Source organism: Phreatobacter sp. (genome assembly GCF_051860605.1).
GTDB lineage: Bacteria > Pseudomonadota > Alphaproteobacteria > Rhizobiales > Phreatobacteraceae > Phreatobacter.
In genome coordinates, this window is the sequence record NZ_JBHYDR010000008.1 from 189,633 (window position 1) to 216,288 (window position 26,656).

General features: G+C 66.4%; 20 protein-coding genes. 7 read left to right on the forward strand and 13 right to left on the reverse strand.

What is annotated here, in order from left to right; genetic code table 11:
* Positions 1–54 precede the first annotated feature (54 nt).
* The 7 genes from ACTIFS_RS15455 to ACTIFS_RS15485 form a co-directional block, all read right to left on the reverse strand.
* Positions 55–1,122 carry a glycosyltransferase family 2 protein gene (locus ACTIFS_RS15455; RefSeq protein ID WP_439575011.1) on the reverse strand — a complete coding sequence of 356 codons (1,068 nt, stop codon included), beginning with the start codon at positions 1,120–1,122 and terminating at the stop codon, positions 55–57.
* Positions 1,123–1,645: 523 nt separating this feature from the next.
* Positions 1,646–2,743 carry a glycosyltransferase family 4 protein gene (locus ACTIFS_RS15460; RefSeq protein ID WP_439575012.1) on the reverse strand — a complete coding sequence of 366 codons (1,098 nt, stop codon included), beginning with the start codon at positions 2,741–2,743 and terminating at the stop codon, positions 1,646–1,648.
* Positions 2,744–2,869: 126 nt separating this feature from the next.
* Complete coding sequence (locus ACTIFS_RS15465; RefSeq protein ID WP_439575013.1) at positions 2,870–4,534, reverse strand: hypothetical protein; 1,665 nt, start codon at positions 4,532–4,534, stop codon at positions 2,870–2,872.
* Between the two features lie 29 nt (positions 4,535–4,563).
* The gene (locus ACTIFS_RS15470; protein WP_439575014.1) at positions 4,564–6,573 is read right to left on the reverse strand and encodes a glycosyltransferase; all 2,010 of its coding nucleotides are present in this window, start codon (positions 6,571–6,573) and stop codon (positions 4,564–4,566) included.
* Entirely contained in the window at positions 6,570–7,262 is a 693-nt protein-coding gene (locus ACTIFS_RS15475) for a class I SAM-dependent methyltransferase (protein WP_439575015.1), read from the reverse strand. Before ACTIFS_RS15475 ends, ACTIFS_RS15470 begins: the two co-directional genes overlap by 4 nt.
* A gap of 522 nt (positions 7,263–7,784) precedes the next feature.
* The gene (locus ACTIFS_RS15480; RefSeq protein ID WP_439575016.1) at positions 7,785–9,122 is read right to left on the reverse strand and encodes an NAD(P)-binding protein; all 1,338 of its coding nucleotides are present in this window, start codon (positions 9,120–9,122) and stop codon (positions 7,785–7,787) included.
* Positions 9,115–10,218 (reverse strand): glycosyltransferase, encoded by a 1,104-nt coding sequence (locus ACTIFS_RS15485; protein WP_439575017.1) that lies wholly within the window; start codon positions 10,216–10,218, stop codon positions 9,115–9,117. Before ACTIFS_RS15485 ends, ACTIFS_RS15480 begins: the two co-directional genes overlap by 8 nt.
* A gap of 491 nt (positions 10,219–10,709) precedes the next feature.
* Here ACTIFS_RS15485 and ACTIFS_RS15490 point away from each other — a divergent pair, with 491 nt between their 5' ends.
* A complete protein-coding gene (locus ACTIFS_RS15490; RefSeq protein WP_439575018.1) occupies positions 10,710–11,402 on the forward strand; it encodes a sugar transferase in 693 nt (230 codons plus the stop codon).
* 113 nt (positions 11,403–11,515) lie between these two features.
* Entirely contained in the window at positions 11,516–12,643 is a 1,128-nt protein-coding gene (locus ACTIFS_RS15495; RefSeq protein ID WP_439575019.1) for a glycosyltransferase, read from the forward strand.
* 27 nt (positions 12,644–12,670) lie between these two features.
* Here ACTIFS_RS15495 and ACTIFS_RS15500 read toward each other — a convergent pair whose 3' ends face one another.
* Positions 12,671–13,939, reverse strand: coding sequence for a polysaccharide biosynthesis/export family protein (locus ACTIFS_RS15500; RefSeq protein WP_439575020.1), 1,269 nt, complete (start codon positions 13,937–13,939; stop codon positions 12,671–12,673).
* A gap of 370 nt (positions 13,940–14,309) precedes the next feature.
* Between ACTIFS_RS15500 and ACTIFS_RS15505 the strand changes: the two genes are divergently transcribed.
* The 3 genes from ACTIFS_RS15505 to ACTIFS_RS15515 all read left to right on the forward strand — a co-directional run bounded on the left by ACTIFS_RS15505 (position 14,310) and on the right by ACTIFS_RS15515 (position 16,199).
* Positions 14,310–14,537, forward strand: a complete 228-nt coding sequence (locus ACTIFS_RS15505; protein ID WP_439575021.1) for a hypothetical protein — start codon at positions 14,310–14,312, stop codon at positions 14,535–14,537.
* Between the two features lie 106 nt (positions 14,538–14,643).
* Positions 14,644–15,072 (forward strand): hypothetical protein, encoded by a 429-nt coding sequence (locus ACTIFS_RS15510; protein WP_439575022.1) that lies wholly within the window; start codon positions 14,644–14,646, stop codon positions 15,070–15,072.
* A 32-nt stretch (positions 15,073–15,104) separates the two neighbouring features.
* On the forward strand, positions 15,105–16,199 hold the full coding sequence (locus ACTIFS_RS15515; RefSeq protein WP_439575023.1) for a glycosyltransferase family 2 protein: 1,095 nt from the start codon (positions 15,105–15,107) through the stop codon (positions 16,197–16,199).
* On the opposite strand, the gene ACTIFS_RS15520 is transcribed toward ACTIFS_RS15515, so the two are convergent.
* Together ACTIFS_RS15520 and ACTIFS_RS15525 are read right to left on the reverse strand one after the other, a co-directional pair.
* The gene (locus ACTIFS_RS15520) at positions 16,183–17,709 is read right to left on the reverse strand and encodes a lipopolysaccharide biosynthesis protein (RefSeq protein ID WP_439575024.1); all 1,527 of its coding nucleotides are present in this window, start codon (positions 17,707–17,709) and stop codon (positions 16,183–16,185) included. The two genes, ACTIFS_RS15515 and ACTIFS_RS15520, sit on opposite strands and share 17 nt — an antisense overlap.
* An 85-nt stretch (positions 17,710–17,794) precedes the next feature.
* Positions 17,795–20,080 (reverse strand): hydrolase, encoded by a 2,286-nt coding sequence (locus ACTIFS_RS15525; protein WP_439575025.1) that lies wholly within the window; start codon positions 20,078–20,080, stop codon positions 17,795–17,797.
* Between ACTIFS_RS15525 and ACTIFS_RS15530 the strand changes: the two genes are divergently transcribed.
* Positions 20,046–20,843, forward strand: a complete 798-nt coding sequence (locus tag ACTIFS_RS15530; RefSeq protein WP_439575026.1) for an FkbM family methyltransferase — start codon at positions 20,046–20,048, stop codon at positions 20,841–20,843. The genes ACTIFS_RS15525 and ACTIFS_RS15530 overlap by 35 nt on opposite strands.
* Positions 20,824–21,795, forward strand: coding sequence for a glycoside hydrolase family 16 protein (locus ACTIFS_RS15535; protein WP_439575027.1), 972 nt, complete (start codon positions 20,824–20,826; stop codon positions 21,793–21,795). The genes ACTIFS_RS15530 and ACTIFS_RS15535 overlap by 20 nt, the downstream gene beginning before the upstream one ends.
* 48 nt (positions 21,796–21,843) lie before the next feature.
* Here ACTIFS_RS15535 and ACTIFS_RS15540 read toward each other — a convergent pair whose 3' ends face one another.
* The 3 genes from ACTIFS_RS15540 to ACTIFS_RS15550 form a co-directional block, all read right to left on the reverse strand.
* On the reverse strand, positions 21,844–23,259 hold the full coding sequence (locus ACTIFS_RS15540) for a hypothetical protein (protein ID WP_439575028.1): 1,416 nt from the start codon (positions 23,257–23,259) through the stop codon (positions 21,844–21,846).
* Positions 23,260–23,512: 253 nt separating this feature from the next.
* On the reverse strand, positions 23,513–25,144 hold the full coding sequence (locus ACTIFS_RS15545) for a peptidoglycan DD-metalloendopeptidase family protein (protein WP_439575029.1): 1,632 nt from the start codon (positions 25,142–25,144) through the stop codon (positions 23,513–23,515).
* 417 nt (positions 25,145–25,561) lie between these two features.
* Positions 25,562–26,656: dihydrolipoyl dehydrogenase (locus ACTIFS_RS15550; protein ID WP_439575030.1), on the reverse strand; the 1,095-nt coding region annotated here is incomplete at its 5' end.

Below are 26,656 nucleotides of genomic sequence, written 5' to 3' on the forward strand. Positions count from 1 at the left end.
GTCCTGTCCCTTCCGGCCGGCGACGGGCATGATCCTGATCCGCTCCCGTCGCAATCAATGCAGCAGCTTGGCAGAGTCGATCCGATGGTTTCGTGACGGCCAGAAGCCGGCCAGCCTCTTGATCCGCGTCCTCAGCCAGATGCCTCGCGACTGATTGATCCGCATGCGAACGAGGCCGATCGCCCACGATGGCGGCAAGGCGGCCAGCAGGGCTCCGAAGCCGAGGAAGAAGAGCCGGGCGGCGCCCGACCGCTCGCGCGCGACAGCCTTCAGATAGGCTCGCGACAGGTCCAGACCGGGCCGGGTCCCGCCGGTGACCGCCCGCATCATCCTCATCTCGAGCACGTATGGGCTCGCATCGCCCGAGAGCGCCATGTCGCCCTCGATGCCCCGGTCGCGCAGCAGCACCTGAAGGTGCTTGAGCCGGGCGTTGAACCGGTTGATGTAGCCGTCCATCCGCTCGGGCGTCAGATTGGCGAAAGCGGATACGCTGCTGCCGTGAACGCGGTATTTCGCGAGCGGCCTGTCGATGGACACGACCTCGCCGACGAAGGGCGACAGGAGATAGGGCACGCCGTCGATCGCCCGTTCGTAGCTCAGGTCACCGAGGTTCTCGTAGATGTCGCGGCGGTAGATGTTGCCCGATGTCGGCGGTGTCTCGTAGGCGCCGGTGCGGTTGATGGAATCGATCAGGTTCTCGGAGGTGGAGGACCTGCTGAGCTTCGGAAACGGCATGCCGATATCATGACCGTCCCGGTCGATGGGGATCATCATGAACTGGATCTTCGAGACCTTGTCCACCAGGTGCGGCGCGATCGCCCTGAAGGCACCCGGCACCAGCCGGTCGTCCGCATCCAGAAAATAGATGAACCGGCCCCTGGCCTGCCGAAAGCCGGTCATCGACGCCTTCAGGGGGCCGCCATTGGCAATCCGGATCGCCGTGACCCGGTCGCCGTAGGTCTGCACTTTCGCCCAGGAACCGTCGGTGGACCCGTCATCGACCACGATGATCTCGAAGGTCACGCCCTCCTGTTCCAGCACGCTGTCGATGGCCTCGCAGATGAACGCTTCATAATTGAAGCAGGTGATGACAACGCTGAGCGTCGGCGCCTGTGCAGTCATTCCCGGCGCCCCCCTTCGAGGGAAGCCGCCCTCGTTGACCGACGGCGCCCTCCTGACCTGCAGTCCGGGCCGTTCCGGCGCCTGACGGAGCCCGCTCCGGGTTGCCCTGGACGACACCAGTCGTTGCAAGTCACGGATCGCGGCGCCACGGCGTCTGCCCCTCCATCGTCCCGGAACCCGGAAACTCGGAACTGGTCGAGGCCGCCGCGGCGGATGGCGAAAAGCGGATGCAAGCGCGCAGTGAGCGTTGCCTGAGCATTCGACCATGCTGGGTGCCGGAAGGCAGGCCTGGTCTCCAGTTCAGCAATCATCGTGCCAGTGTTGGCAGTGCGCCGATGACCTTGTTCGTTGCCGGTACCATGCGACGGCACAGCGCTCGCAGGGCGATCCTTCCGGCAAGCAGATCTCCAGGATTGCGGCCAATTGGCCTTCGGACGGCACACGGCAACATCACCGCAAGGCGCGTCGCCGGTCCCCATGGGCGGGCCTGATGCGCAGCAGACCCGGGGCTGGACATGATCCTCTAGCCCAGGCGTTCGGCACGTGCCGACGCGCCGTGCAGCCTGGCCGGCGCGCGGGCAGCCTCATAGACTTTGAGGGTCTCCTTGGCGACGCGGTCGATCGCCAGATGGGCGATGTTCAGCTGGCTGTTGGCCCGCCAGTCCTTCAGGCGCGAGGGACTTTCGATCAGGCTGCAGAGGGCCGCGGCAAGGTTGTCGGGGTCGCCCGGCGGAACCAGGATGCCCGCCGACCCACCTTCGAGGAGTTCGGGAATGCCATCGACGGCCGACGCCACGATCGCACATCCCGCCTCCCGCGCCTCGGAGAGAACAAGCGGCGCCGGATCGGCATGGGAGGGCAGGACGAAGATGTCCGCACCCAGCATCCACGGATAGGGGTCGCGCACCGGCCCGGCAAAGGTCACGGCATCCGCACAGGCGGCGGCCATGGCCATTTCCTTGTAGGTGCCAAGGAGCGGGCCATCGCCGACAACGTAAAGCCTTGCCTGCGGGCAGCGGGCATGAACCCGGTCGAAGGCCTCGATCAGGGTGGGCAGGCCCTTGCGCGGATGCTGGCCTCCGACGAACAGGACCGACGGCGAGGGCAACGTCATCGGCACGGTGCCACGGCCCTCGAAACGGGCGGACCCGATCGTGCCGTTCAGGACGACCGAGAGCTTTCTCGCCGGCACGCCGCGCCTTTGCATCGAACGGGCGACGGCCGCGCTGACGCCGATGACCCGGCTGCCAAGCCCCATCAGCGTCGCGCTGCGCTCGAACTCGTTGTGAACGGTGGTGACCAGGGGAATGCCGGCCAGCTTGCAGACCGGCCAGGCCAGGACGGCGCTGGTGACCATATGCGCGTGGATGACATCCGGCTGCCAGGTCCTGACATGGCGGCGGAGGGCGAGCAGGGACTTCACCAGGTCCAGCGGCCGGCGACGATGGTCGATCCGGACCGACGTCACCTGCCTGCGCGCCAGCAGCTCGTCGAATTCGCCATGCCCGCTGCCGACGCACACCGTATGGCCCATCGCAGTCTGCGCGCATGCGAGATCCACCGCCGCGTGGACATGCCCGTTGAGCCTGAGCGTGTGATTGAGAAGGTGAAGGATACGCACGACGTGTTCACATCCTCTTCTGGTGCCGCGTCACGGTCACCGAACCGGTCGCCAGGCGCCCCCTGCCTCTCCGACGGCCGGCCTCGAACCGCGGCATGTTCACCGTGCTCCGCGCCGCCGCAGCCATCACATCGACTGGTCTTCCGGTCTGGCCTTGTTGAGCACGGCGCCGATGACATTGGCGCCCGCCGCCCGCAGCACGCGCAAGGCAGCCTCGACATCGTCGACCGTGGTCTGGCCGACCGCGATCACGAGCAACACCGCATCGGCCCGCCGGGCCAGAACTGCCGCGTCGGTCGACTCCCCGAGTGGCGGCAGGTCCAGCAGCACATCCCCCCGCGCCCGGCCATGCCGGATGAGACGCATCACCGCCTCGCTGTCGAAATCGACCAGCGCGGGGCCATCCACCGGATTCCAGGCTGGCAGGTGAACCACGCCGTCAAGGTCATGGAACACGATCTGGCTTTCGGGGGTCCGAAGCGACAGGACGCCGACGAGGGAACTGAAGCCGAGCGAATCAGCCTCCATCACGGTCGTTTTGGCCCCGCGAACATCAGCGTCGATCACCATGACATCGCGGCCCATCCTTTGGGACAGTCGCGCCAGGTTCATCGACAGCAGGCTGCAGCCGACCTCCCTCGACCATCCGACCAGCGCCACCACCGCATGGCCCGATCCCTGGCTTGCGGGCATGGCGAGCCTGATCGCGGAGCGAAGGTTTGTGACCGCCAGCGCGAACCCGTCATCGGGTCGAAGGACCACGAGATTGTCTGTCTGCGCCTTGATCATGCGGGTGAACCAGCTGCGCGTCCTGGCAACGGGAACGGTCCCAAGGCACGGAAGGCCCGTGCGGTTGGCAAGATCGCCGGCGGTCCTTATCCGTCGGTCGAGCGCGCCTGCGAAGATCAGCAGGCACAGTCCGGTGGTCAGCCCGACGACCCCGCCAAGGGCGACGATCAGTCCCGAGCGCGGGGCGACCGGGGCCAGAGGAACGAGGGCCGCACCGATCACCCGTGCATCGGCATCAGGCATGGAGCCTGCCGGCAGGGCCCCTTCCCGCACAGCCAGGGCGGCGGCATTCGACTGGGCATTGAGGGCGTCGATGCGCCCCTGGACCCATTCGGCCGTTCCGCGCGCCCCGTCGATCTTGGTGGTGACCGACTGCATCAGATAGGCCGCCGCCGTCGCATTGGCGACCTTGGCGACGAGCAGTGGATCGCCCGAGAGATAGGAGACCTCGACGACGAAGGACTGGCCGATCCGGCGGGCACCGACGCGGCGCGTGAACTCCGCGAAGGCAGCGCGATGAGCCGGATCGTCTGCAACGGGCGCGGCGTCCGCGGATGGCGCGCTTGCGCCGCCAAGGCCGATCAGACGACGGGCCATCGACACCCCGCCATCCACGGCTCTGCGGACAAGGCCTGCCGGCCGCGGCGCCAGATCGGCGCTGTCGGCAAGCCGCAGGTTGTCGAACACATGACGCAGCAGACGCTCCGACCGGATCACCTGCAGTTCGGTATCGGCACGGTTGAGGTCGAGGACTGGCGGCGGCGCAACCTCGCGGCCGATCATGGCGGCGGGCCGGCGCGGTTCGAGCAGGATCGCCGATGCGGCCGAGTAGGTCGGCGGGATCGACCAGGCGATCGCGACGGCGGCGACCACGCAGAGTGCCACCCAGAGTGCCAGCACCAGCCGGTAGCGATTGGCCATTGCGGCGCCGGATCGCAGCATGGTGAAGGGGCCGTCCTCGGTCGCCGAGGGCGCATTGTCGATAACCGGCCACACGCGCATGGATCGACCGTCAGGCTGCCAGCTTCCGGTCATCGGTTGACCCTCGGTCCGATCGTGATCTCTGCCGCCCGCTCCGGCTCGATCCGGCCCCGGACGAGATCCCTGAATGCAAGCGCATTGCCCCGCAGGCGCCCCCGCCGGTCCACGAAGGGTTCCGGGCGGGCTGACCGGGCGACATTGCTGCCGACATTGCGGAGAACGTGATCGGCGACCTGGGACAAAGTCATGGTTCCCTTGCGCAGCATGTAGATCGGATTGACGACCTGGGAGTAGCCGAGGCGGTCACCCATGACCCGCCCCCCCTTCACGCCCATGTGTACGCCGCGGGCCCCCTCGCATTTGACCAGCCGGCCGCCGCGCCGGGCCAGGCTCGCGCCGAAGTCCCGGTCCTCGAGCCAGCCGTAGAGAACCAGGCGTTCGTCGAACTTCAGGCCCCGTATGCTGGATGCGCGGAAGGCCATGTTGCAGCCATAGGGGCTGTAGGGCTCGACACAGGTCCAGTCGGCCCGGTCGGGCTCATCCGCCACGATGCGAACGGCCTCGTCGAACGGAATGCCGGGTCCCTTGATTCCGTCAGCCAGCACCCGGCCCGTGAACCCCACGATCTCCGCTTCGTCACGGAACGTGCGCGCCGCCACGGCGAGCCAGTTCCTGTCGGGCACGAAGTCGTCATCGAAGAAGGCCACGACGTCGATATCGGCTCCCAGGGCGGCAAGCGCGGCATTGCGCTGCCGCGGCAGGCCGGCAGGGCCCGTAACCACCTGAACACGCGCCTCATCGACGAGTTCGCCCGCATCCGCGACGGTCGGCGTCGACACGATGACGGTTTCAGGGGTCAGCGTCTGCGTTGCGAGGAGGTGGCGGACCATGGCCGTCACCACTTCGGGGCGCCCGAGCGAAGCGACAATCACGGCCACGCGGGTCTGCTGCGGCAGAGGCTCCAGGCGCCGGGTCGGCAGGACCACGGGCTCGTGAACAAGATCAAGATAGCCGGCTGCAGTGTCTGACCAGGAATACCGCCGCACGCGTTCCAGGCCCCTGCCCGCCATCTCCTGTCGAAGGGCCGGCGCTTCCGCCAGAAGGCGGATCTGCCGCACCCACGCGGCCGGATCGTCGGGCCCGGCCATCAGGCCGGCGGTTCCGCAAACTTCCGGCATGCTCGACCGGTCCGACGACACAACCGGACAGCCCCTCGCCATGGCCTCGACCAGCGGCAGGCCAAAGCCCTCCGTCCATGAGGGGAAGGCCAGACACAGGGCGCGGTCCATCAGCCAGGCCAGGTCATCATCCGAGACCCTGCCGGCCAGGATCATGTTGGGGGCGCGGGTCAGCGCCTCCGGGGCGAAGATGCCGGCCTCGCCTCCGGCGATGACGATGCCCAGGCCGATTTCATCCAGGGCCGGAGCGATATCGGCGAGCAGTTGGAGATTCTTGTGCCGCGCCCGCGATCCGAGTGCCAGGACGAAAGGCCGCTCGCCAAGCGGGGCGACGATCTGCGGCGCATGCGTGGCCGCTGCCGGATTCCAGTCCAGGGCATGCTCGTGACCGTTCGGCAGAACCGCAATGTCCTCCACGCGCAGGGACAGGTAGCGGGCGAGTTGGCGCGCGGAGGTGTTCGACACCGTGGAGATCCGCGCCGCGCGCCGCACCAGGAGCCGCTGCAACCGGCTGTAGAGGAGGCGGAAGGCCTTGCTGTAGCTGCCAGGCGCGGCGAAGACATTGCCATCGTGGATGCAGACGATCTGGTCCCGGTGGGCGGCCGGAGCGGTGTTGCACAGGTTCACCAGGCGCCCCGGCCAGCGGAGCGGCAGGACGGTCTGCTCCCAGGCATGGCCGGAGAGCGGGCCGGCCTCGACGAGCGGCATCGACGTCAGTCGCGGATCGGCGGCCCCTGGCGGCGCGATCAACGGTGCCGTCTGTCCCGCTGCGCCGAGCCGGACATCCAGCGCGGCAACCACGTTGCGCGCATAGCGCTGGACGCCGGTCACCGACTGGGTCAGGAAGCGGCCGTTGACCGCGAAGGTTTCGGCCCGCGTCATTCGCACAGGACCAGAAGCGAATAGCCGCCGAGCAGCCGGACGGCGAAATCGGCATTCACGGCGTGCAGGGCCCGGCGGGGCAGCCGCATGATGCGGCTCGACAGGGCCTGGTTTGGCAGCTCCAGCCGGCTGGCCGTGTAGCGGTGGTCGATGATCGTGTAGCCGCAGTCCCTGAGGGTCGCGAGCGCGGTTTCCTTGTAGAAATAATGGAGGTGTCCGACATTGCTTCGCAGACCGAGTATCGGCCAGGACCGGAGGATCGACTGCACCGAGAGGTCGAGCGGAATGTGAAAGATCGTGTAGCGCCCGAACCGCTTCAGCTTCTTTGTGAAGGCAATGTAGTCCTCCACATGCTCGATGACATCGGCGACCACCACGACGTCGAACCGCGCATCAGCCTGTTCGAGCAGGTCTCCGAAGAAGAAGCGGACGCTGTCCGTCTCCTTGGCCTTCGCCCGCTCATAGGCATGCGATGAAATCTCGTAGCCTGTCAGATGCTTGCCCGGAAATGCCCTGGACAGATTGAGCAGAATCTCGCCGGTCCCGCAGCCGACCTCGCAGAGCGTGTCGAAACCAATGCGGTTCCCTCGGATGATCTCCTCGATCTGTCTGGATTTCCAGGGTGAGTCCTCCTCATGCCAGGTGGGATTGCGTTCCGCATAGTCCGAGGTCTGATACATCTCCTGCATGGTCGAACAACCGATCCGATACGCGTCAACAGGTCCAGGACGGGCAAGGCCATCCTGAAACGCCGGGAGGAAGGCGCTGGCAACCAGCCGGGCGCGATCAGGGGTCTCCCTCCCATCGCCTGCTGGTCCCTCCAACGTCCAGCAACGACCATGCCAAGCCCGACGATCCGCCATCGTCGCGAGCCCGGATCGTCCGGGACCATCGCAGCGCGGCACGAAACACCGACAATATCTGCCCGGGTCCACCCATGGCCTTTTGTTTCACCGGCAATTGACCTGGTCAAACAAGCTGACCGCGAAATCTCGGCATCGTCCCTGCCGCTTCTTGCTCATTTCTCAACCTGCCCAAATTTCAATTGCCCGATATTTGTTCACGGTGCGCATGACGTGATCCAGTTGCGGACGTCAGCAGCGATATCGCCTCTCCAATAGACAAGCCTATGGCCGGGTCGGACGGCATGCCATTCGGTTTTCATCGCTCGGCCGGGCCGCCGTTTCCCGACCGGCACCGTCGAAAGGGTGCTACCGGCCCGCGGCCGGGCGCAGGGCCGCTTCCGCCACCTGTGTCGAGACCCGCGCGGTCGGCTGATAGTCGAACCCACCCTGACGACCGAAGGACTCGACCCCGAATGTCCGCAGCGCCCGGATTGCCGCCTCGGCCCTCTCCCATGATCCGATGCGGTAGAGGGGGTAGGCCTCGTCGAGCAGGTGACTGCCTTCCAGCTTCAGGTCGCCATGGAACAGGCCATTCGCCCTGGCGTGGTCCGCAAAATCCCGTTCGGCGCGATGGGGGTCGTGCGCCAGGTCCTCGCCGATGACCTCGACGGTGAAATAGTCACGGCCCGCGGCCTGACCATAAAAGTCGGAATACATGGTCAGGCGCTTCCAGGCGCCGAAATCCGAGAAATTGTAGAGAATGGACTGATCGAAGCCGCGTTTTCCGTCGAAACTGAAGAACAGGCTGAGCAGCTTGCTGGCTGCCAGACCGCCCGTCTCCGGCAGTCCGCAGAGACGGCTCGTCATGTCGACCGGGATCGTCGAGATCACGCGGTCCGCGCTCATCACCTTCCCGTTGACCGTCAGGAAGAACGTGTCGCCGCTGCGTTCCACCCGCTCGGCCGCGGAGCCGAGGCGGAACGTCGCGCCGCCCTTCTCCAGCTTTTCGCGGATCGGCGCGTAAAGGTAGGCAAACCCCTCGCGCGGGCGCGCGAGCTGCCGGTTTGTCGGGGCGGTCGCCCGGCGGGGCAGGAGCCGACGAAGAAGGCTGGTGAGCGATGCCTGTTCGCTGATCCAGAGCATGCGCTTCTCGGCAAGCTTGAGGTCGATCTGCTCCGGTTCAAGGCCGTAGAACCGCCGCATGTAGGTATCGAGGCCCGACCGCCGCAGCAGCGCGTCACCGATCCAGAACCTGGCAAAATCCCTGGCATTGCGCGGCCTTCCGGCGATCAGCCGCGCATGGGCAACCGACATCGCCATGCGGGCGAGCCCCAGCGGGCCGGCGGCCAGAACGTCGTCGCGGATCGAGATGGGATAGATCGTCACCTTGCCCTGAGGGTTGAGCCGTCCCCACCGCGGCAGGATCGGCTCATAGCGGTCGAGAATCTCCGGGAAATGGGCAAGAAGCGGCGAATCATCCTGGAAAATGAAGCTGCCGACATCGAACGTGTAGGGCGGCAGCTGCCGATCGATGTGATTTCCACCGATATGGTCGTAGCTGTCGACCACCAGCACCCTGCCGAGCCCCTGGGCGGCCAGCACCGACGTGGCAACCAGGCCGGTAATCCCCGCACCCAGCACGACGGCATCGTAATGTGCTGCGGCGACGCTGACGGCGCCGGAACGGCTCAAGGGCTCATGCATGATCGCGCAGCCTGCGTCCTGCCCGATCGCGATGCATGGCGATGGTGGAGCCAGGCTTCGGCGTTCCTGCCGCTGCCGCGTCGGAGACTTTCATCAGGCCAAGCAGCGCATCCAGCGCGAGCGTGCCGCCACGAAGTCCCTGTCCCGTGGCTTTGGTATAGACGCCGAGCGCCAGCAGCCGGTTGAAGGCTGCCCGCCGCTCGGCAAAGCTGGGGGCCAGGTACAGCGACATCCTCAAGGCGCAGACATCCTGGAGCCGCTGCCAGTAATCCGCCGCCGCGCGGGCCCGGTGCGCGAGAGGACCACGACGCCCCTGCCGTCCGAGAGAGGCCATCAGATCCGCACGATGCTTGGCCGCCTCTTGCCGCAACTCAAGCCCAGCAATGACGCCCGAATGCGTCGGGATGGACCGCGCCATCGTCATCCGGGCAAGCAGGCCACGCGGCGTCGCCATTGATTGACGATGCCCCATCAGCGGCCGCGGCAGCGTGACCACATGCCCGAGGCCGTGGGCGAGGAAGTAGATCCACCGGTCATGACGCAGTCTTGCTCCGGCTACGAAGGGGTCTGGACCACGGTCACGAAAATCGAGCCAGCTCAGCATTTCGCGACGGAAGACCAGACTGGGTCCGACGAACTCGCCCCATGGCGAAAGCGAAAGAGGCGCAAAGCTTTGACGGGCTGCGATTCCCTGCGGCAGATAGCCGGCATAGCGTGATCGGGAATCGAGCAGTGTCGTCGTGTGCGTGCACAGCAGCGCATCCTGATCCTGCAACATGGCCACGCACTGTTCCAGCTTCTCCGGATGCCATTCTCCGTCCTGGCTGCACAGCGCGATGAACTGCCCCTCGCACAGCAAGGCGAGGCTGAGGATGCTCTCGCACAATCCGCCGCTCTCGGTATTGACCCAGATGCGAACCGGAAAAGGCGCTGTTTCGGCAAAGGCCGAGACGATCCTCAATGTCTCATCCGACGATCCGTCATCAGAAACCCAGAGATCATACGGCTTCAAGGTCTGCCGTCGAATACTCTCCAGCTGCCCCGCAATGTGCGAAGCCCCGTTGCAGGCGGCCATCACAACTGAGACTTTCGGCATATCCGTCCTCAAGTCACTCTCGAAACGTTCCTTCCGCCACCGACGCTCCTCATAGCCAGTTGATCTGACTTTCGACTGAGATAATCAATTCTACCTAGATTGCCGCACAACCCGCGGGCAGACGATGTGCACAGCAACAAGGCAGTCCCACGCGATGCAGGACTTCGAACGTCTGTCCAGCAAGGGATATGCCACGCAATGGGGCTCATCCGGACGGCGATACGTGACTGCCCAAGTTCTTCGCACCTCCATGGTCGTGCCGCGACAGCGAATACGAAGCGCCGCTGTCATGCGATCTTCGATGCGGTCTGGCCGATATTGATTGACTGTTTTCTCGCCAAAGACCCGATAATCTGAACATTTTTTCGGCCAAGAGACGGGATGCCGAATGCTTGGCGAACAACTATTGTGCAGAGCACAATTTGGGCTTGCCGCACCTGCTAATGAATCGTTAATCTCAGATGCCGCAAAGTTAAGAGGTCTGTGCCTCCATGTCCAAGGCTGTACCGTCCCAAGTTTTCGCTCTCGCGTTCGAGGCCGCGCCGACGGCGCTCCCGGTGCAGCGCAGCATGGTCGGCAGCGCAGCAAAGCGGGTGGCCGACGTCACGCTGTCCCTCGTTGCGCTGGCCTTTCTCTGGCCGCTGATGGTCGCCATTGCCCTGGCGATCCGGAGCTCGGATGGCGGTCCGGCCATCTTTGCTCAGACCCGTGTCGGGCGGCACGGCCGGCCCTTCACCTGTCTCAAGTTCCGTTCGATGGTTCTCGACGCGGAAAAGGTTCTGGCAGATCAACTTGCGCGCGATCCGCAGTCCATGCGGGAATGGCAAGCCAACCAGAAACTGGTGAACGACCCGCGCATCACGGGCCTGGGCCGGTTCCTGCGCAAGTCGAGCCTCGACGAACTGCCCCAACTCATCAACATTCTGTTGGGCCAGATGAGCATCGTCGGGCCGCGCCCCATCGTTCCGGCAGAAATCGATCGTTACGGCGAGAGTTTCGCCCATTGCTTCTCGGTCCGGCCCGGCCTGACCGGACTGTGGCAGGTCTCCGGAAGGAGCGATTGCAACTACCAGACCCGGGTCGCGCTCGACAGCCGCTACGCCGCCACGCAGAGCTTCTGGCTGGATGCCGAAATCATCGTGAAGACCGTGCCTGCGGTTCTCCTGCAGCACGGAAGCCGTTGATCCGCGCCGATCGGTCGGCAGTCTGGGCGGATCGATGGCACCAGTCCGCCTGGCAGTCCGTGCCGCCACCGGCCGGAACCTCTGCACAGCCGGCAATCGGAGCATCAGGACCGATGAAGGTCGCGATCATCCACTACTGGTTCGTCGGCATGCGGGGCGGCGAGAAGGTTATCGAGTCTCTGTGCCGGATCTATCCGCAGGCGGACATCTTCACCCATGTCTACGTGCCCGAGGCGGTGTCGGCGACCATCGGCAGCCATCGGATCCAGACGACCTTCGTCAGCCGCCTGCCCCGCGCGCAGCGCTACTACCAGCGATACCTGCCGCTCATGCCGCTGGCGCTCGAGCAGCTCGACCTGCGCGGCTACGATCTCATCATCAGCAGCGAATCCGGACCCGCCAAGGGGATCATCCCGCCACCGGGTTCCACGCATGTCTGCTACTGCCATTCGCCCATGCGCTACATCTGGAACATGTTCCATGACTACCGGAACCGCTCGGGCTTCATCACCCGGGCCCTGATGCCCCCGATCGCGCACTATATCCGCAACTGGGACGCGATCTCGGCGAACCGTGTCGATCACTTCATCGCCAATTCCCGCACGGTGGCAGCGCGGGTGCAGCGCTATTACCGACGCGAAGCGCATGTGATTCATCCGCCCGTCAGCGTCGACGATTTTACCGTGCTGCCTGACGTGGACATCGGCGACTTCCATCTCATGGCTGGCGAACTGGTCGGCTACAAGCGGCCGGACCTGGCCGTCGAGGCCTTCAACGAAACCGGTCGGAACCTGGTCGTCATCGGCGGTGGCGAAATGCTGGGCAAGTTGCGGCGGATCGCCCGCCCCAATGTCAAAGTGCTCGGCCCCCAGCCCTTCGCGGTGCTGCGGGATCACTACGCGCGCTGCAAGGCCCTGGTCTTTCCCGGAGAAGAGGATTTCGGCATCGTACCGGTGGAGGCCATGGCGTCCGGCCGGCCCGTGATCGCCTTCGGCCGCGGCGGTGCAACCGAAACCGTGGTGGATGGCGTGACCGGCGTCTTCTTCCACGAGCAGACGGTTGCGGCCATCATCGAGGCCGAACAGCGGTGCAGCGCGATCGACTTCGAACCCAAAGCCATCGCGGCCCACGCGCGGCGCTTCTCCGACGACCTCTTCGAGCAACGCTTCAAGGCCTACATCGACCGCATCATGGGGACCGGCCTGACACCGCCGAACGTCCTCGCTGTCGCGGGCGGCTGAGGGGCCGGAAGGCCGGCCCGTCCGGGGTCAGCGGGTGGGAACGGCCGTCGTCTGGCCCGACGCTGTTGCGTCGGCACCGTCGGTGGAGCGCGGGACAGACGCGCGGATGATCCGGACGACGTCGCCAGGCCTCACCTCCGCAACGAGATCCACCGGGATCTGACGAACCTGCCCCGCGTCCCGGCGCACGATCTGAAAGTTCAACCGGGCGGCCTCGTCGGCCAGGAGCAACTGCTGGCGCGGGGCGGTGACCTGCGAGTCATACAGAAGCCCGCGGAACGTCTCGATCCGCTCGCTCACGTGATCGAGCATGGTCTGAGTCTCGCGCATTTCCCGGAGCACGTCGTTGGCCCGCTGGTAGCGCAGATCCACCATACTGCGCTCGTTTCGGGCCATCTCCTGACGGGTTCGCGCGGCGGCCAGGCTCAGATCGAGAAGCTGGCTTTCCATCTGCGCGAGGTGCTGCTCGACGGCCACCTGACGGGCGCTGACGGACAATCCCCGCGTCATCAGGCTGTTGATGTTCTGCAACTCCCGCCGCGCTAGCTCCACCTGCCGGGTCTGCGTTGTCGTCTTGGCAGCCAGGGCGGTCAGTTCGTCTTCCAGCAGCTTGTTGGCCTGCGTGAGGAGGTCGACCTGCGACTGCAGGGTCTGCCGTCGGGTGGTGAGGATCAGCGTCTCCTCCTGCATTCCCTGCGCCACCAGCGCTTCACGCTGCCGCTGGACCACCTCTGGCGAGAACGCGATCTCCGCCTCGCCGCGGGCCTCGGAGGACAGCCGGTCCCGGCGCATGGTCAGCGCGATCCGCTGCGTCTCGCTCACCCGCACATCACCCTGGGCGACAATGGTCTCGCGTTCGAACCGCGAGAGGTTCGTGTCGGGCCGGTAGAATCCGCCGGCGATGCTCACCGCCTGCAGCACGGTCATGCCCGGCCTGTAAGGGTATTCTCCCGGCCGCTCGATGGCGCCGACGATGTAAAAGGGGCGGTACTGGGCGATCTCCACCGCCGCGTTCGGTGGCCGGATCAGACCGGCAACCTCGCGCAGCCGGGAGGCGATCAGGGCCGACAGCTCCGCCGTGGTCGCACCCTGCGCAGTGACCGATCCGATCAGCGGCAGCGACACCATGCCGGCCGCATCGACGGTGAATTCACCGTTCAGGGCGGTCCATTCGAATGTATCGCTGGATGCCGGCCGCCATTCCCAGACCTTGACCCGAAGACGGTCCTGCGCGCCGAGCCGGTAGGCGGTCTCGGCCTGAACGGCCGCGATGCCGGACCCGAGAAGCCCGAGCATCAGGACAAGACACGCGAGACCCTGCCGAAACGCCTCGCCGGAGCGCCCCGATCGACGGCCTGGACTGGGCTGCTGACACATGGAACGGCTCTCCCGGCGCAGGAATGGTCTGCGTCAACGTCTGCCATTCGACGAAAGCAAATTCCCGGCCAAGCCACTCGCAGACTAACCGGTTCTTGACGTATAAGGGGGTAGAAGGTCCGCAATGGACCCGGTGGGAAACGCTGCAAGTGCCGGATGCTCATCCCTTCACGTCGGAGCGGACAGGTGCTGGACTGAGGTCCGGGCCCGCCATGTGGTTTGCCATGCGGGGCATCGCCCTCGCGGGCGAACAACCGCTCATAGGACCGCGCAGCATGGGCCGGCCCGCATGATCGTCGTCATCCTGGCCGTGGCAATCCTCGTTGGCGGCGGCGCTTTCGCGCTGCTCTGGTCGCATGGCGTGATCCTTGCGCTGATCGGTTCGGCGATTGCCGCAAGCGCCGCAGTCTTCGCAACCGCCATGCTCATCGTCTCCCGCGAGGCACCGTCCGGCTCGGCGCCATCGGCGGCGGCGAGCCTTCTCGCCCAGTTGCTGGGCAAGCGCGGTCAGCGCTGACGGCAGGTCCCGGACATGGCCCGCGCCTTGCTTTCCTGAAGTCGGGATCCAGACGTACCGGTATCACTGCCACGTCGAACGGGTCCCCGCGGAGGAGAGCGTCGCCGTGGGCCTGCTTGCACGATGGTTGCGCAATGACCGGACACCCCGCTTCCGCTCGGGCGAGCGGACCAGCGCGACAGATCGCGAAAGGCTCGAGACGATCCGCGCCGCGATCCGGGGCGTGATCGACGCGATCGACAGGGAGGAGGCTGGTCTCAGGCGCCGCGTCGATGAGGCCGGCGCACGCGCGGCGAGCATCGCCGACACGGTGACCGACGGCTACCTCCACCGCGAACCCGCCGAGGAGGCGAGGCTCGTCGAAGCGGAGGCGCAACTCATCGGCGCGTGTCGGCGGCTGGACGACCTGAAGGTGCAGCGGCACTTCTTCGAGAATTCGATCGACCATTTTCGCGATCGTCAGGCACCATGGCCGTCCCAGCCTGTCGACCCTCGGTTGAGCACCCCCCTGCGCCCGGAACTGGGTCGCGCATGACCGCAAGCGGGCGATAGGGAAGCGCGCCCCGCATGGAACGCCTGGACGGCATCCCGGCAACATCTGCGCGCGAGACACTGGTCGCGGCTGGTCAACGGGCGTTCGCGGCGGATGGCGCGCTCCGTCTGGCCATCGTCATCACCTGCTACAATTACGAGCGCTTTGTCGGGCGGTGCATCGAAAGCGTGCTTTCGCAAATGCGCCACGACTGCCAGTTGCTGGTGATTGACGACGGGTCGACCGATGGCTCCTGGGAGGTCATCAGCCGCTCGCAGGCCCCGGCTGTGAAGATCGCGAACTCCGGCCAGCGCGCCGCCTGCGTGAAGGGCCTCGACCTGACCTGCGCGCCCTTCATCCTGTTCCTCGACGCGGATGACGAACTCAAGCCCGGTGCGCTGGACGCGATCGTTGCAAGCCTCGACCCGGAGGTTGCAAAGCTGCAGTTCGCGCTGAGCCGCATCGATGCCGAGGGAAATATGATCAGCGGGGCCATGCCGGCTCTGGCCGCCTTCCGCAGCCGCGCGGACCTGCTGGAGCGGGTTCTGCGCACCGGCGTCTACACGACACCTCCGACATCGGGAAACGTCCTGCGTCGCGACGTCTGCGAGATCCTCCGCGAGGCGACCTATGACCGGGCTGTCGATGGCGTGGTCCTGTTCGCCGCACCGCTGTTCGGCGATGTCGTCAGCCTGTCGGAGGAATGGGGCCGATACCGCATCCACGGCGGCAACGATTCCGGGCTTGGGCGCCCTCTCGACCCGCTTTCCCTCGAGCGGGACATCCTGCGCTTCGCCGACCGGATGGATCATCTGCGTGCGGTCGTCGGCCGCCTGCTGCCGGGCCGTGAGATGATCCGCCCACAGGACAGCTTCTTCTATCGCGAGCGAAGCCTGTGCCTCGACATTGTCTCCGGGCAGCGCCCCTCCCGGACGAGGCTCGCCGGCCTCCTGAAAGCGCTCTGGTCTGACTACTACTCCCGGCGCGAAAAGGCAGGAATGAGCCTGTTCTACGTCGTCGCAACCCTTCTGCCCCCTGCCCGCGCCCGCGCCCTGATGTCCTATCGGTTCAATCCCCACCGGCGCACGGCGCTCGGATTCCTGCGGGTCGCTCTCAAGGGCTCGCTCTGACCGCTCCGGGCGCGGCGGAAGCCCACCAGCGGTCGGTGATCTCGAAACGTCCGGCGCCCGCGACGACCCGCACGCCGAGCGTCAGCAGCGCGCCACCGTAAACCGCAGCACCGAGTGCGACGCAGGCGGCAATCTCCAGAAGCGCGCCAGGCCTGCCGGGGCCCAGACCGCGCCGAACTGCCAGGACGGCAAAGACCATGCAGACGCCCGCAACGATGATCTTCCAGAGGTTGGCAAGCTGCTCCCGGATGCCGATCCCTGTCAGCGCGCGAAGACTTGCAAGACACAGCCCGAACAGCACGACCGACAGGACACCGCGGCCTGCGATAACCCCGACGATGCCGGACAGCCAGAGACCGAGCGGGATCACCATCAGGCGCGATGCCAGATCGATGGCATTCAGGCGGAACACCACGAACGGTCGGTCGACGGCGAGAGCAAGGGCATAGAGGCACTGGAAATAGGGAACGGTCAGCACCGTCAAGGCGAGCATCTGCAGGAGTGGCCCGACCTCCTGCCATTTCGCTCCGAGCATGACGGTGACTGCGAGGTCGCCGGTCAGCGCAACGCCGAGACTGACCGGAATCGAGATCAGCATGGTCAGGCGCGCGGCCTTGAGGACGGCAAGGCGCAGCCGTTCAGGGTCGGAATTGACCCGGGACAGCGCCGCCATGACCGGCTGGAGAGCTGGCCCGATGAGGCTCTGCGTCGGCATGACGGCCAGGTCGCTGGCCATGGTGAAGCGCCCGAGCGTTGTCCTGTCGAAAAGGCGGCCGAGCAGGAGGCGATCGAACTGCCAATTGATCGCGGCAAGGATCTGCGCCGCGCTGAACCAGCCGATGAAACTGGCAAAATCGGAAAATCGCGCGAGCGAGAGTGAGGGCCTGTAGGGCGCGATCACGTAGCTGGCTATCGTGCTGGCAAGGGAGGCGGCGACAAAATTGGTCGCGATCGCCCAGGACCCTCCCCCTGCAGCCGCAACGGAAAGCGCCAGAATGACCGCACAGACCTTGCCGCAGATTTCGGCGAGGAACGCCGGACGAAAGCTCATCTGGCGGATGAAATGCACCATGGCCGGGCTATACAGCCCCCTTGCCACAGGCCCGGCAGCCAGAAACAGCAGAACCGGCACGAGGTTGGGGTCGTTATAGACGTGAGCGAACGGCCAGCTCGCGGCGGCAACCGCAGCCATGATCACGACGCCCCTCAGCAGGCCGATGGTAAACCCGGTGTCGATATGGGAGCGATCGATCCGGGGAAGGCGCGTCAGGGCCTGCGTGACCGGCAGTTCCAGGACGATGTCCGCAATGCTGATGACGATCATCGCCAGGGCGATGAAGCCGAAATCGGCAGGCGCCAGCAGGCGCGCCAGGACGAGCAGGGTGACGAAATCGATCAGCCGTCCGAGAAACCGCGACAGCACCATCCAGCCCGCCCCCCGCGCCGCCTTCATGGCGAGCATGGCTGGCTGCTCCTCCCCGCCCATGGCTGCCCGTTCGGTAGCACTCATCCCGGCCGTACCCGCGGCGAACGCGCCATCCGCGCCTCTGAGTGCCAATCCATGCCGACCGCGATTTTCCGGATCGCCAGCATGGTCAACGCAACCGATGGGCAGCGATGCCGCGCAGGGCATGGGCCGAGTCCAGGGCGGTCAGCAGCGCCGGCTTCAGCACCGGAAACTGTCGTGCGATGGCGCCCTCCCGCCAGAGCTGGGTCCTGATCGAGGCCAGCCGCGCAATGAAGCCGGACGCCGCATCTGCCTTCAGCACATCGACCGTGCCGCTGCGGCCGAAGTCAACCGACCGCTGCCCGGCCTCCAGGCAGGCGACGTCGGCCGCAGCAGGATGGGTGATGGCGCGCTTCAGCCTGTGCCAGGCCCGCTCGGCATCCGCGAGCACCGTTGCCTCATCCCCCTTTCGCAGCGTGCGGATGTAGTGAAGTGCACCGGTCAGCAGGGCATTGCCCTGCGCAGGATCGACGGCGCCGTACCGGATGTCCCCGCTGTTGCAACCGACCAGGCCGCCGGCTTCCTCCCGGAACGAGTGGACCGAAGGGATGTGCGGCTCGAAAAGGCTTTCGATCAGGTGCCAGTAGCGCAGCACGCAGGTTTCCGGCTCCACGGGCGAATAGAGGTCGCGCTCGACCATCAGCCCGACGACCCTCGGGAAATGATCCTCGCTGTGCCGCTTGTAGTTCGCGCGCGCGAACTGGATCGTCTCGAACGTCTCGGCCGGCAGCCCGCCAGCCAGCAATCGCTGCGTGCTGCCATAAAGGCCCGTATCGCACAGGATGATGCGCCGCCTTCCGGCGCAGATTTCGGAAAGGTGCCGGACAAAAAGGCTGTTCTGCCGAGCCATGTCGGCCCGGACCTCCGCGCCACCGTACGAGAACAGCAGGCTGTAGAACTGGGCCGTATCGAACGGATTTTGCCATGGTTCGGGAAGTGCGAAGGCGCGCCCGCCGAGAGCGGCGGCGACCTCGGCAAAGCTGCACTCCCTGAATTCCCGGCCAAGCTCCTGCAGTGCGGCTTCGCTCCTGGCAAGGGTTGCGGCCCGCGCGGCGACCAGACGCGAGACCATCAGATTGGCTCTCGGCACGGTCAGTGGCAGGGCCAGATGGTGCAACACCTCCTCGAAGGCCGCACGGATGCCGATCCCTCCACGGGCACAGAAGGCCAGAACGGCGTCATCACCATTGGCCGCATGCCGCGCATAGAGCCAGATCAGCATGCAGAATTCGGCAACGATCGGGCCCAGGACATCCAGACCGAAGGTGGTGCGATCGGCGCCCGCGCGCGGATGCGAGCGCCCGGCGCGCAGCCGCCGCCGCACCACCCGCCCCGCCTCGCTGAGACCACCGCCGAGACGCGCCACGCGCGCCCGTCCGACGTTTCGCAGGACGCGGTAGGTGGCGATGCCCAGCGCCTCGGGAACATCCCTGTCGGCCAGCTCGTCGTCGCCGACATGCAGCATCTGGCCGATCGCGACACCTTCCGAAGCGGCAACATGTCCGAACAGGTCGCCCCGCCGCTTCGTGCGGCCCTCATCCGCGCTCGACCACACCCGGTCCACGAGGCCCGGCCCATGAAAATGCTCGATGAGTTCGGCCACCGCGACCGCAGGCAGGGTCGTGTCGCTGACCGCAACGATCAGGCAGCCTCTCTGCCGAAGACGCCGCAAGGCCGTTGCCAGCATGACATTGGCTGCAAGGCTCTCCTTCTCCACGGCAATCTCGATGGCGAGGCGGTTGCCGATCAACGAGTCCGGCAGTCCGAGCAGGCCAAACTGGCCGGCGATGACGTCGGTCAGCCGCACCTCTCCGTGATCGCCCATACCGAGCGCGCGGAAGGCGAGGCGCTGCGACTGCAGACGGGCCTCGACGAGGTGATCCGGTTCGATGGCGAGGCCGCGGTCGGCGAGTTGCCGCGCAAAGCGGCGCTCACCGCGGACAATTCGGCTGCGCTCGGACCTGAGGCGACGCAGCAGCAGCGTGTCGAACACATCCGTCGACACCAGCACCGTGCTGCCGAGCGGGCGCTCTCCCAGGTCGCCGAAGTCCTGCCTGCTCATTCGAGCTCCTGCGGCCCGCCAGCCCGGCCGGGCCCCGCCTCGCGCCTTCGAAACCGCGCATCGCGGGTTCACGACCGTGCACCCGGCCACTCGCAAGCTGCGTGCCAAGCCGCCCACTCGCCGGCCGAACTCCGGCCGCGCCTCATCCCCGCCGCCGTCCCGGTCCTGTAAGCATTTGGCGCACGACTTGCTTTGCCTTGAGGAGATCGTCTTCGCACGCGCTGCACGCCGCAGCCGAGACCCTCGAAGACACCGAGAGCATCGACAGGGACCGGGTATGCGGCATCTGCTGAAGGACAGCTTCAAGGGCATGGCGCTTGCCAGCGCAGACCTGCTGGCCGAGCGCGCCGCGGCGCGCCGCTTCGCGTTCAACGCCCTGAGGCTCCGCCAGCCGCGGATGATGCGGCTGCGCGAGCAGGACGAGATGCGGTTCCTGGCGAGCGTGTTCAACCGCCTGCCGCAATCGAAGTCGCAGATCCTGCAGGATCTCTGGGTCCTGTTCGAACTGGATGACAAGCAGGACGGCTTTTTCGTCGAGTTCGGCGCCACCAACGGCCTGGTCAACAGCAACACCTGGCTGCTTGAAACAGCCCATGGCTGGTCCGGCATCCTCGCCGAACCCAACCCCGTCTGGCATGGCGACCTGCGGGCCAATCGCGGCTGTTCGATCGATACGCGCTGCGTCTACACCTCGACCGGCAGCGTCATGACCTTCATGGCGACCGACGATCCCGAGTTGAGCGGTCTCTCCGCAGCATCCGGCCGCGACCACAACGCGGCCCGACGCACGGCCGGCACGGCCTTCGACGTGCAGACCGTGTCGCTCAACGACCTCCTGGACCACCACGGGGCCCCGCGCCGGATCGACTACATGTCGATCGACACGGAGGGCAGCGAACTCGACATCCTCCGGCAGTTCGATTTCGGGCGCTACGACGTGGCACTGTTTTCCGTCGAGCACAATCACACGGACAACGAAGCCAGGATCGACGCGCTGCTCGCAGACAAGGGCTACGTCAGGCGCTTCCCGGAGTTTTCGCAGTGGGACGGCTGGTATGTCCGACGCGAGGGCTGACCGGAACCGGCGGGCCGGTACGGCCACGCTCCGCCCCAACCGGCGGCTGCTGCTCGGTTCGCCTGCGCTCCTGGCAGGCCCGGCAGTGCTTGTCGCTCGGTCCCCTGCCATTGCCAGCGTGCCCGACGACCCGGTTCAGGGGCGCTCGGTCGCCTTCGAGGACAGTTTCGCGAGCCTCGATCCGGACATCTGGCTCGCCGGCCCGAAGACCACCACGGCGGAGCCCGGCTTTTATGGACGGTCAGCCTTCGCCCGGATCACCGGCGAAGAAGGCTTCAACCCCTATGCGATCGTCGACGACACCGCCGCCCTGAACGGCAAGGCCCTGCAAATGACGGCCCGGCACATCGGACGCAGGATGACGGTGCCGAAATATTACGGGAACGCACATCCGGAATACCAGTGGATCTCGGGCAACATCCAGACGGCCCGCCGCGACGGCACGGTCATGCGCGGCTGGCGCAACGGATATTTCGAAGCGCGCATGTGGATGCCGCGCCATCCGCTGACCTGGCCGGCCTTCTGGCTGATGAACAGCCGGAGCATTCTCGCGCCGCAGACCAGCATCGAGATCGACATTGTCGAGCACAAAGGGTTCGAGCCGACGCTCTATGGCACCTACTTGCACGAATGGGGCGGCAAGGACGTCCACCACGAAGGCGTCGGAGTGCCCACGGGCGTCGATGTCACGCAGGGCTATTACCGTTATGGCATGCTGGTGGAAGGCGCCTCCTGCATCCCCTATTTCGAACGGCGGCCTGTGATCGATCCCAGAACCCGGCGCCCGGTGGCCTGGACCATCGGCCGTGCGGGCCAACTCGACCGGGACAACGACACGTTCTGGATGCTGGTGACCCTCGCGCTGCGGGCGGATGTCCGCTACCCCTCGCCGCTGGAGCCCGAGCATCGTCAGGCGCATCTGCGCGTCGACTACGTTCGTGTCTATCAGTGACCGGCTGGCGCCGCGGCCCTGCCGCCTGATCCCGTTCGACGCACGAGCCTATCCCGGCCTCAGCCGCAGCTGGGCGAGCCCGGCAGCGGCGGAAGCAGGCAACAGCACTTCCGATCCCGGACGCGCCGCTGCCAGGCCGGCAAGGACGAAGAAGAAGAGGCCCTGTTCGACACTCGGCGCAGCAATCGTGTCACCGCAGATCAGGGCAAGGCAGGCCATGATCGCCGCCAGCCGGACATCGGTATGGAACGAGTGCGGCGCGGTTCGCCTTGGCCAGAACGCCGAGGCAAGGAACAACAGGTAGAGGATCGTCCCCGGCAGGCCGACATGGGAGAGGAACGCCACCGGAAGGGACGATGTCCGCACGGTGCCGAGCCCGACACCGAGCCCCCATGAATCGAAAAAGTTCTGCATTGCGATGGTGTTGAAGGCGGTGCGTTCGACACCGGAACTGGAATCGGCCTTGCTGAGGACGAGCAGGTCCACATAGTAGACGACCCCTTCACGGAACGTGTCGTTCAGGATGACCGCAAGGAATGCAAAGGCGCCGATCAGCGGCAGCATGGCGGCGAACAGGACGCTTTGAACAGTTCGTGTCGGCCGCAATGATCGGGCAACCGCGACGGTGAAAAGAAGCGCCGCAACCGGAAAGAGCCCGACAAAGCCGGTCGTCGACGTCGACAGGACGACGAGCAGGAACGACGTGAGAGCCAACAAGCCGTTGGTCCGGGGCCAGATGCCGGCAATCCACAGCGTCCCGTTGAAGGCGAGCAGGCCCAGCGTGAACCGCGAGAAGGCCGAAGCCTCGGGAAAGGCACCTACGATGCGCTTCAGGCCGGCGACCTGCTCCTCGTGATGCATCGTGTACTGGGCGTTCCGCATGAAATCGAGCACCGCCTGCGTGCCGGACCAATAGGTGGCAAGGTCAATGAGCGCAAACAGCGCATTGATGGCGGACAGCGCCACCACCGCCTTGGCGATCGTCCTGAAGACATTGCGGTCCCCCGCTGCCGCCATGATGGCCACGAAGCAGATCAGATTGGCCAGCATGTAGATCGATTGCGTGAAATTGCTCGAAACCGGGCCGAGCGGCACGGTTGAGCGGGTATCGTCATATTCCGACGAGCCGAGCGGGATGATGGGCGTCGCACCCGCCAGCAGCCTGGGCATGAAATAGGCCGTGATCATGCCATAAACGAGCAGAAGCAGGAGCCAGAGCGCAGGCCCCGGCGTCACCAGTGCCCGCACGGAGGTCGTCACCATGGCGCGCCGGGACAGCACGGCCAATCCGACGAAACCCATCATCAGATGCGCGGGCTGAATGTTGGCGGCGCCGACGAGAAAGGCTGCAGCGGCGCCGAAGACGGTTGCGACGACGAGAAGCGCGTAGGGAGCAACCGGCCCGTGCATCAGGCCGAGAACGCCGACGATCAGAAACAGGATGCCGATCGGCTCGACGCTCATGCGCTGCGCCCGGTTCCCGGGGACCCTCCGCAGCGACTGCGCCCTGTGCGGGGATGGACCATGGCAGCACCTGTTCTGGCATCGGGGCGGCGGCAATCGCCGGCCACCTGGCCAAGCAAGTTGCGCGCCATGGTCATGACCCGCGCTGCTGGTTCCGGAAAAGGATCGGGGGCGACACTGCCGTGCCGCCCCCGCAAAATGACCGGTCCCTTGGAGGTCGCAGGAGAGGACCGATCGACTAGTCGTGGCCGGTTCAGTTGCCGGCAAGCATGCTCATGGGATCGACCGGGGTCGCGCCGCGACGGATCTCGAAGTGAACCTGTGGCGAAGACACATTGCCGGTCTGGCCGGCCTGCGCGATGGTCTGGCCGCGCCGCACCTGGTCGCCGCGGCGGACATTGACGCGGCTGTTGTGGGCATAGGCGGTGACAAAGCCGTTGGAATGCCGGACGAGAACGAGATTGCCATAGTTGCGCAACTCGTTGCCGGCATAGGCGACGACACCATCCTCGGCAGCCTTGACAGCCGTTCCTTCCGGCACCGACAGCTTGATACCGTCATTCGTGCCGGCGCGGAAACCGGCCACCACGCGGCCGCGCACCGGCCAGCGGAACTGCGGCGCACGATCGGATGCCGGTGCGGCGGCAGCCGCGGCCGGAGCTTCGGCTGCAGGGGTCTCGGCCTGCGGAGCGGGTGCATTCGCCACGTCCGGCTGCAGCGCGACTGCCGGCGAAGGACGGCTGGCGGCACGCGCGGGCTCGGCCGGCGGGATCGCAGCCGTCGGCCGCGGGTCGGCCTGGCGACCGGCAGGGGTCGCCTGAACCGCGGCCACCGTCCGGCGTGCCTGATCCTGACGCGCGACAGGGGTTGGAACGGCCGCCGGCGCCGGGCGTGCGGCCACAGCCGCGGGTGCCGGGCGCGCGGCCACGGCCGCGGGTGCCGCAGCGCCAGGCAGCCGCAGTGTCTGGCCGATGCGCAGCGAGGCATTGGGCGCCATGCCGTTGGCCTGGGCGAGCGACGCGCGGGTCACGCCGTGCTTGCGGGCGACCGAGGACAAGGTTTCGCCGGAGGTGACCTGGTGAGATGCCGCACGCGCAGGCTGGCGGCTCGTGGTTGCCGTCGTGGCGGGCGCCGCGGCCACCGGGGCCGGCCGGCTGGAGGCTGCCGGATTGGCACCCTGCTGCCAGGCCATGCGCGGCGTCGGGGCCGCAGCCGGGACGGATTCGCGCCGGGGCGCAACGGCGATCGGCTGGGTCTGAACGATGCGCGGCCGGTCGGCGGGAGCCGCCGGCTGGCGCACGAGATCGCCCGAACGGCGAGTATCCGGCGGCGAAGCGGCGACCGGCGCCCCTGCCATGGAATAGGTCGGGATCACGACGTTCTGGCCGGCCGCGAAGCGGTGCCCCTGAGGCACGCCGTTCGCTTCCGCGATGGCGCGGGCCGGCACACCGTATCGGTGCGACAGGCTGTCGACCGTCTCGGCGCCCGTAGCGCGCACCCCCGTGCCGCCAGCTGCCGACCAGCCGCCACGTCCGGCGGGGGCTGCAGGGGCATGCGACTGGGCCATGCGGGAAACGGCCGGCGTCTGCGGGTTGGCGGAGAACCGCGGCGTCGCCGAACCGGTGGTCAGGCCCGTGTCGGAAGGAGCGCCGAATGGCGAGCCGGAGTTGGATGCGACACCGGAGGCGGGCGGAAGCGGCTGGCTTTCCACCTGCGCCACGGGGACCGACTGCACCGGAGCAGGCGGGGGAGCACTCGCAACCTGTTGCGAGCGGAACGGATTTTCGTCGAAACGGGCCACGTCGGCGCTGCAGCCGGCACCAAGGCCAGCGACTGCGACGATCATTGCGGCTTTCGACAGCCCGGCGAACGCACGGTTACGCATGGGACACTCTCACGCGGTACGCAAAACACGATGGTCGGGATTCAACACCTGTTCAGGTTAAGGTTCGGTTTGCATCGCCGGAATGGTGACAGGTTTTTCGCGCCTCGCGTGGGCGCGCCGCGCACCGGCGGAGTCCATTCCTGCCGGGCCCTGCCGCGCAGATCCGTGGCGAGCAGAGCCCGGGGAAGTCGATCCCCGGCGAGCCTGATCGCCTGCCATCCGGTCAAAGCAATGCCCGTAGGCCGCACGCCTCGCGCGGCCTTGGCCTTCAGGCAGCACATGGACCCAAGGCTCCCGTCGCTCGCAACAGCCCGCCGGGCCCGCGAAAGCCCGGCCCATAGGCGGAACGCCAATCAGACCATTCCAGACGGTGCGTAGCCATTCATACGACTTTTTTCCTCTAGGCTCACTGTCCTATCAGGTATGGACGACCCTGCCATAGGCGTCCAGAACGCTCTCGTGCATCATCTCCGAAAGGGTTGGGTGCGGGAACACCGTATGAATGAGTTCCTCTTCCGTGGTCTCGCAATTCATGGCCACGACGAAACCCTGAATCAATTCCGTCACCTCGGCGCCGACCATATGGGCGCCGATCAGCTTGCCGGTCCTGGCGTCGAAGATGGTCTTGACCAGCCCCTCGGGTTCCCCAAGCGCGATGGCCTTGCCGTTGCCTGCAAAGGGAAACCGCCCGACCTTGAGCTGGTAGCCGGCCTCCTTCGCCTTCGCTTCGGTCAGTCCGACCGAGGCAACCTGCGGATGGCAATAGGTGCAGCCCGGGATCATGGCCTTGTCCATTGCATGGGTGTGCAGGCCCTTGATGGTTTCCACACAGATCACCCCCTCGTGCTCGGCCTTGTGGGCGAGCATGGGGGGACCGGCGACGTCGCCGATGGCGTGAATCCCGGGCACGTTGGTGCGGCCGAACCCGTCGGTCACGACGGTGCCGCGGCCAAACTTGACGCCCAGCGTCTCCAGTCCGAGCCCTTCGACATTGCCGACCACGCCCACGGCCGAGATGATGCGCTCGGCGGTGAGGGTCTGACGATTGCCCTTCTCGTCCTCGATGGTTGCCGTGACGCTGCCGGCCCCCTTCTCCACCTTCGTGACCTTGGTCGAGGTGAGGATTGTCATGCCCTGCTTCTCGAAGCGCTTGCGGGCATGGGCGGCAATCTCGGAATCCTCCACCGGCATGATCTGCGGCAGCAGCTCCACCACCGTCACCTCGGCCCCCATCGTGCGGTAGAACGACGCGAATTCGATGCCGATGGCCCCTGACCCCATGACGATCAGGCTTTTCGGGAAGGCATCGGGCTTCATCGCCTCGAAATAGGTCCAGATCAGCTTGCCATCCGGCTCGATGCCCGGCAGCACGCGCGGGCGCGCTCCGGTTGCCACGATGATGTTCTTCGCCGTGTAGGTCCCTGCCCCCAGCGTGCCCTTCGGCGGCGGGTTCTGCGGCTGGACCGCAGGCTTCGCCGGCGCCGAAACACTCACCTCGCCGACCTTGGTGAT

What these genes read in the sequence shown, in the direction of transcription:
- ACTIFS_RS15455 (WP_439575011.1), bottom strand. Translation starts at nt 1,122, where the DNA reads ATGACTGCACAGGCGCCGACGCTCAGCGTTGTCATCACCTGCTTCAAT.
- ACTIFS_RS15465 (WP_439575013.1), bottom strand. Translation starts at nt 4,534, where the DNA reads ATGCGCGTGTGGCCGGTTATCGACAATGCGCCCTCGGCGACCGAGGAC.
- ACTIFS_RS15470 (WP_439575014.1), bottom strand. Translation starts at nt 6,573, where the DNA reads ATGACGCGGGCCGAAACCTTCGCGGTCAACGGCCGCTTCCTGACCCAG.
- ACTIFS_RS15475 (WP_439575015.1), bottom strand. Translation starts at nt 7,262, where the DNA reads ATGCAGGAGATGTATCAGACCTCGGACTATGCGGAACGCAATCCCACC.
- ACTIFS_RS15480 (WP_439575016.1), bottom strand. Translation starts at nt 9,122, where the DNA reads ATGCATGAGCCCTTGAGCCGTTCCGGCGCCGTCAGCGTCGCCGCAGCA.
- ACTIFS_RS15485 (WP_439575017.1), bottom strand. Translation starts at nt 10,218, where the DNA reads ATGCCGAAAGTCTCAGTTGTGATGGCCGCCTGCAACGGGGCTTCGCAC.
- ACTIFS_RS15490 (WP_439575018.1), top strand. Translation starts at nt 10,710, where the DNA reads ATGTCCAAGGCTGTACCGTCCCAAGTTTTCGCTCTCGCGTTCGAGGCC.
- ACTIFS_RS15495 (WP_439575019.1), top strand. Translation starts at nt 11,516, where the DNA reads ATGAAGGTCGCGATCATCCACTACTGGTTCGTCGGCATGCGGGGCGGC.
- ACTIFS_RS15500 (WP_439575020.1), bottom strand. Translation starts at nt 13,939, where the DNA reads ATGCTCGGGCTTCTCGGGTCCGGCATCGCGGCCGTTCAGGCCGAGACC.
- ACTIFS_RS15505 (WP_439575021.1), top strand. Translation starts at nt 14,310, where the DNA reads ATGATCGTCGTCATCCTGGCCGTGGCAATCCTCGTTGGCGGCGGCGCT.
- ACTIFS_RS15515 (WP_439575023.1), top strand. Translation starts at nt 15,105, where the DNA reads ATGGAACGCCTGGACGGCATCCCGGCAACATCTGCGCGCGAGACACTG.
- ACTIFS_RS15520 (WP_439575024.1), bottom strand. Translation starts at nt 17,709, where the DNA reads ATGAGTGCTACCGAACGGGCAGCCATGGGCGGGGAGGAGCAGCCAGCC.
- ACTIFS_RS15530 (WP_439575026.1), top strand. Translation starts at nt 20,046, where the DNA reads ATGCGGCATCTGCTGAAGGACAGCTTCAAGGGCATGGCGCTTGCCAGC.
- ACTIFS_RS15525 (WP_439575025.1), bottom strand. Translation starts at nt 20,080, where the DNA reads ATGCCCTTGAAGCTGTCCTTCAGCAGATGCCGCATACCCGGTCCCTGT.
- ACTIFS_RS15535 (WP_439575027.1), top strand. Translation starts at nt 20,824, where the DNA reads ATGTCCGACGCGAGGGCTGACCGGAACCGGCGGGCCGGTACGGCCACG.
- ACTIFS_RS15540 (WP_439575028.1), bottom strand. Translation starts at nt 23,259, where the DNA reads ATGAGCGTCGAGCCGATCGGCATCCTGTTTCTGATCGTCGGCGTTCTC.
- ACTIFS_RS15545 (WP_439575029.1), bottom strand. Translation starts at nt 25,144, where the DNA reads ATGCGTAACCGTGCGTTCGCCGGGCTGTCGAAAGCCGCAATGATCGTC.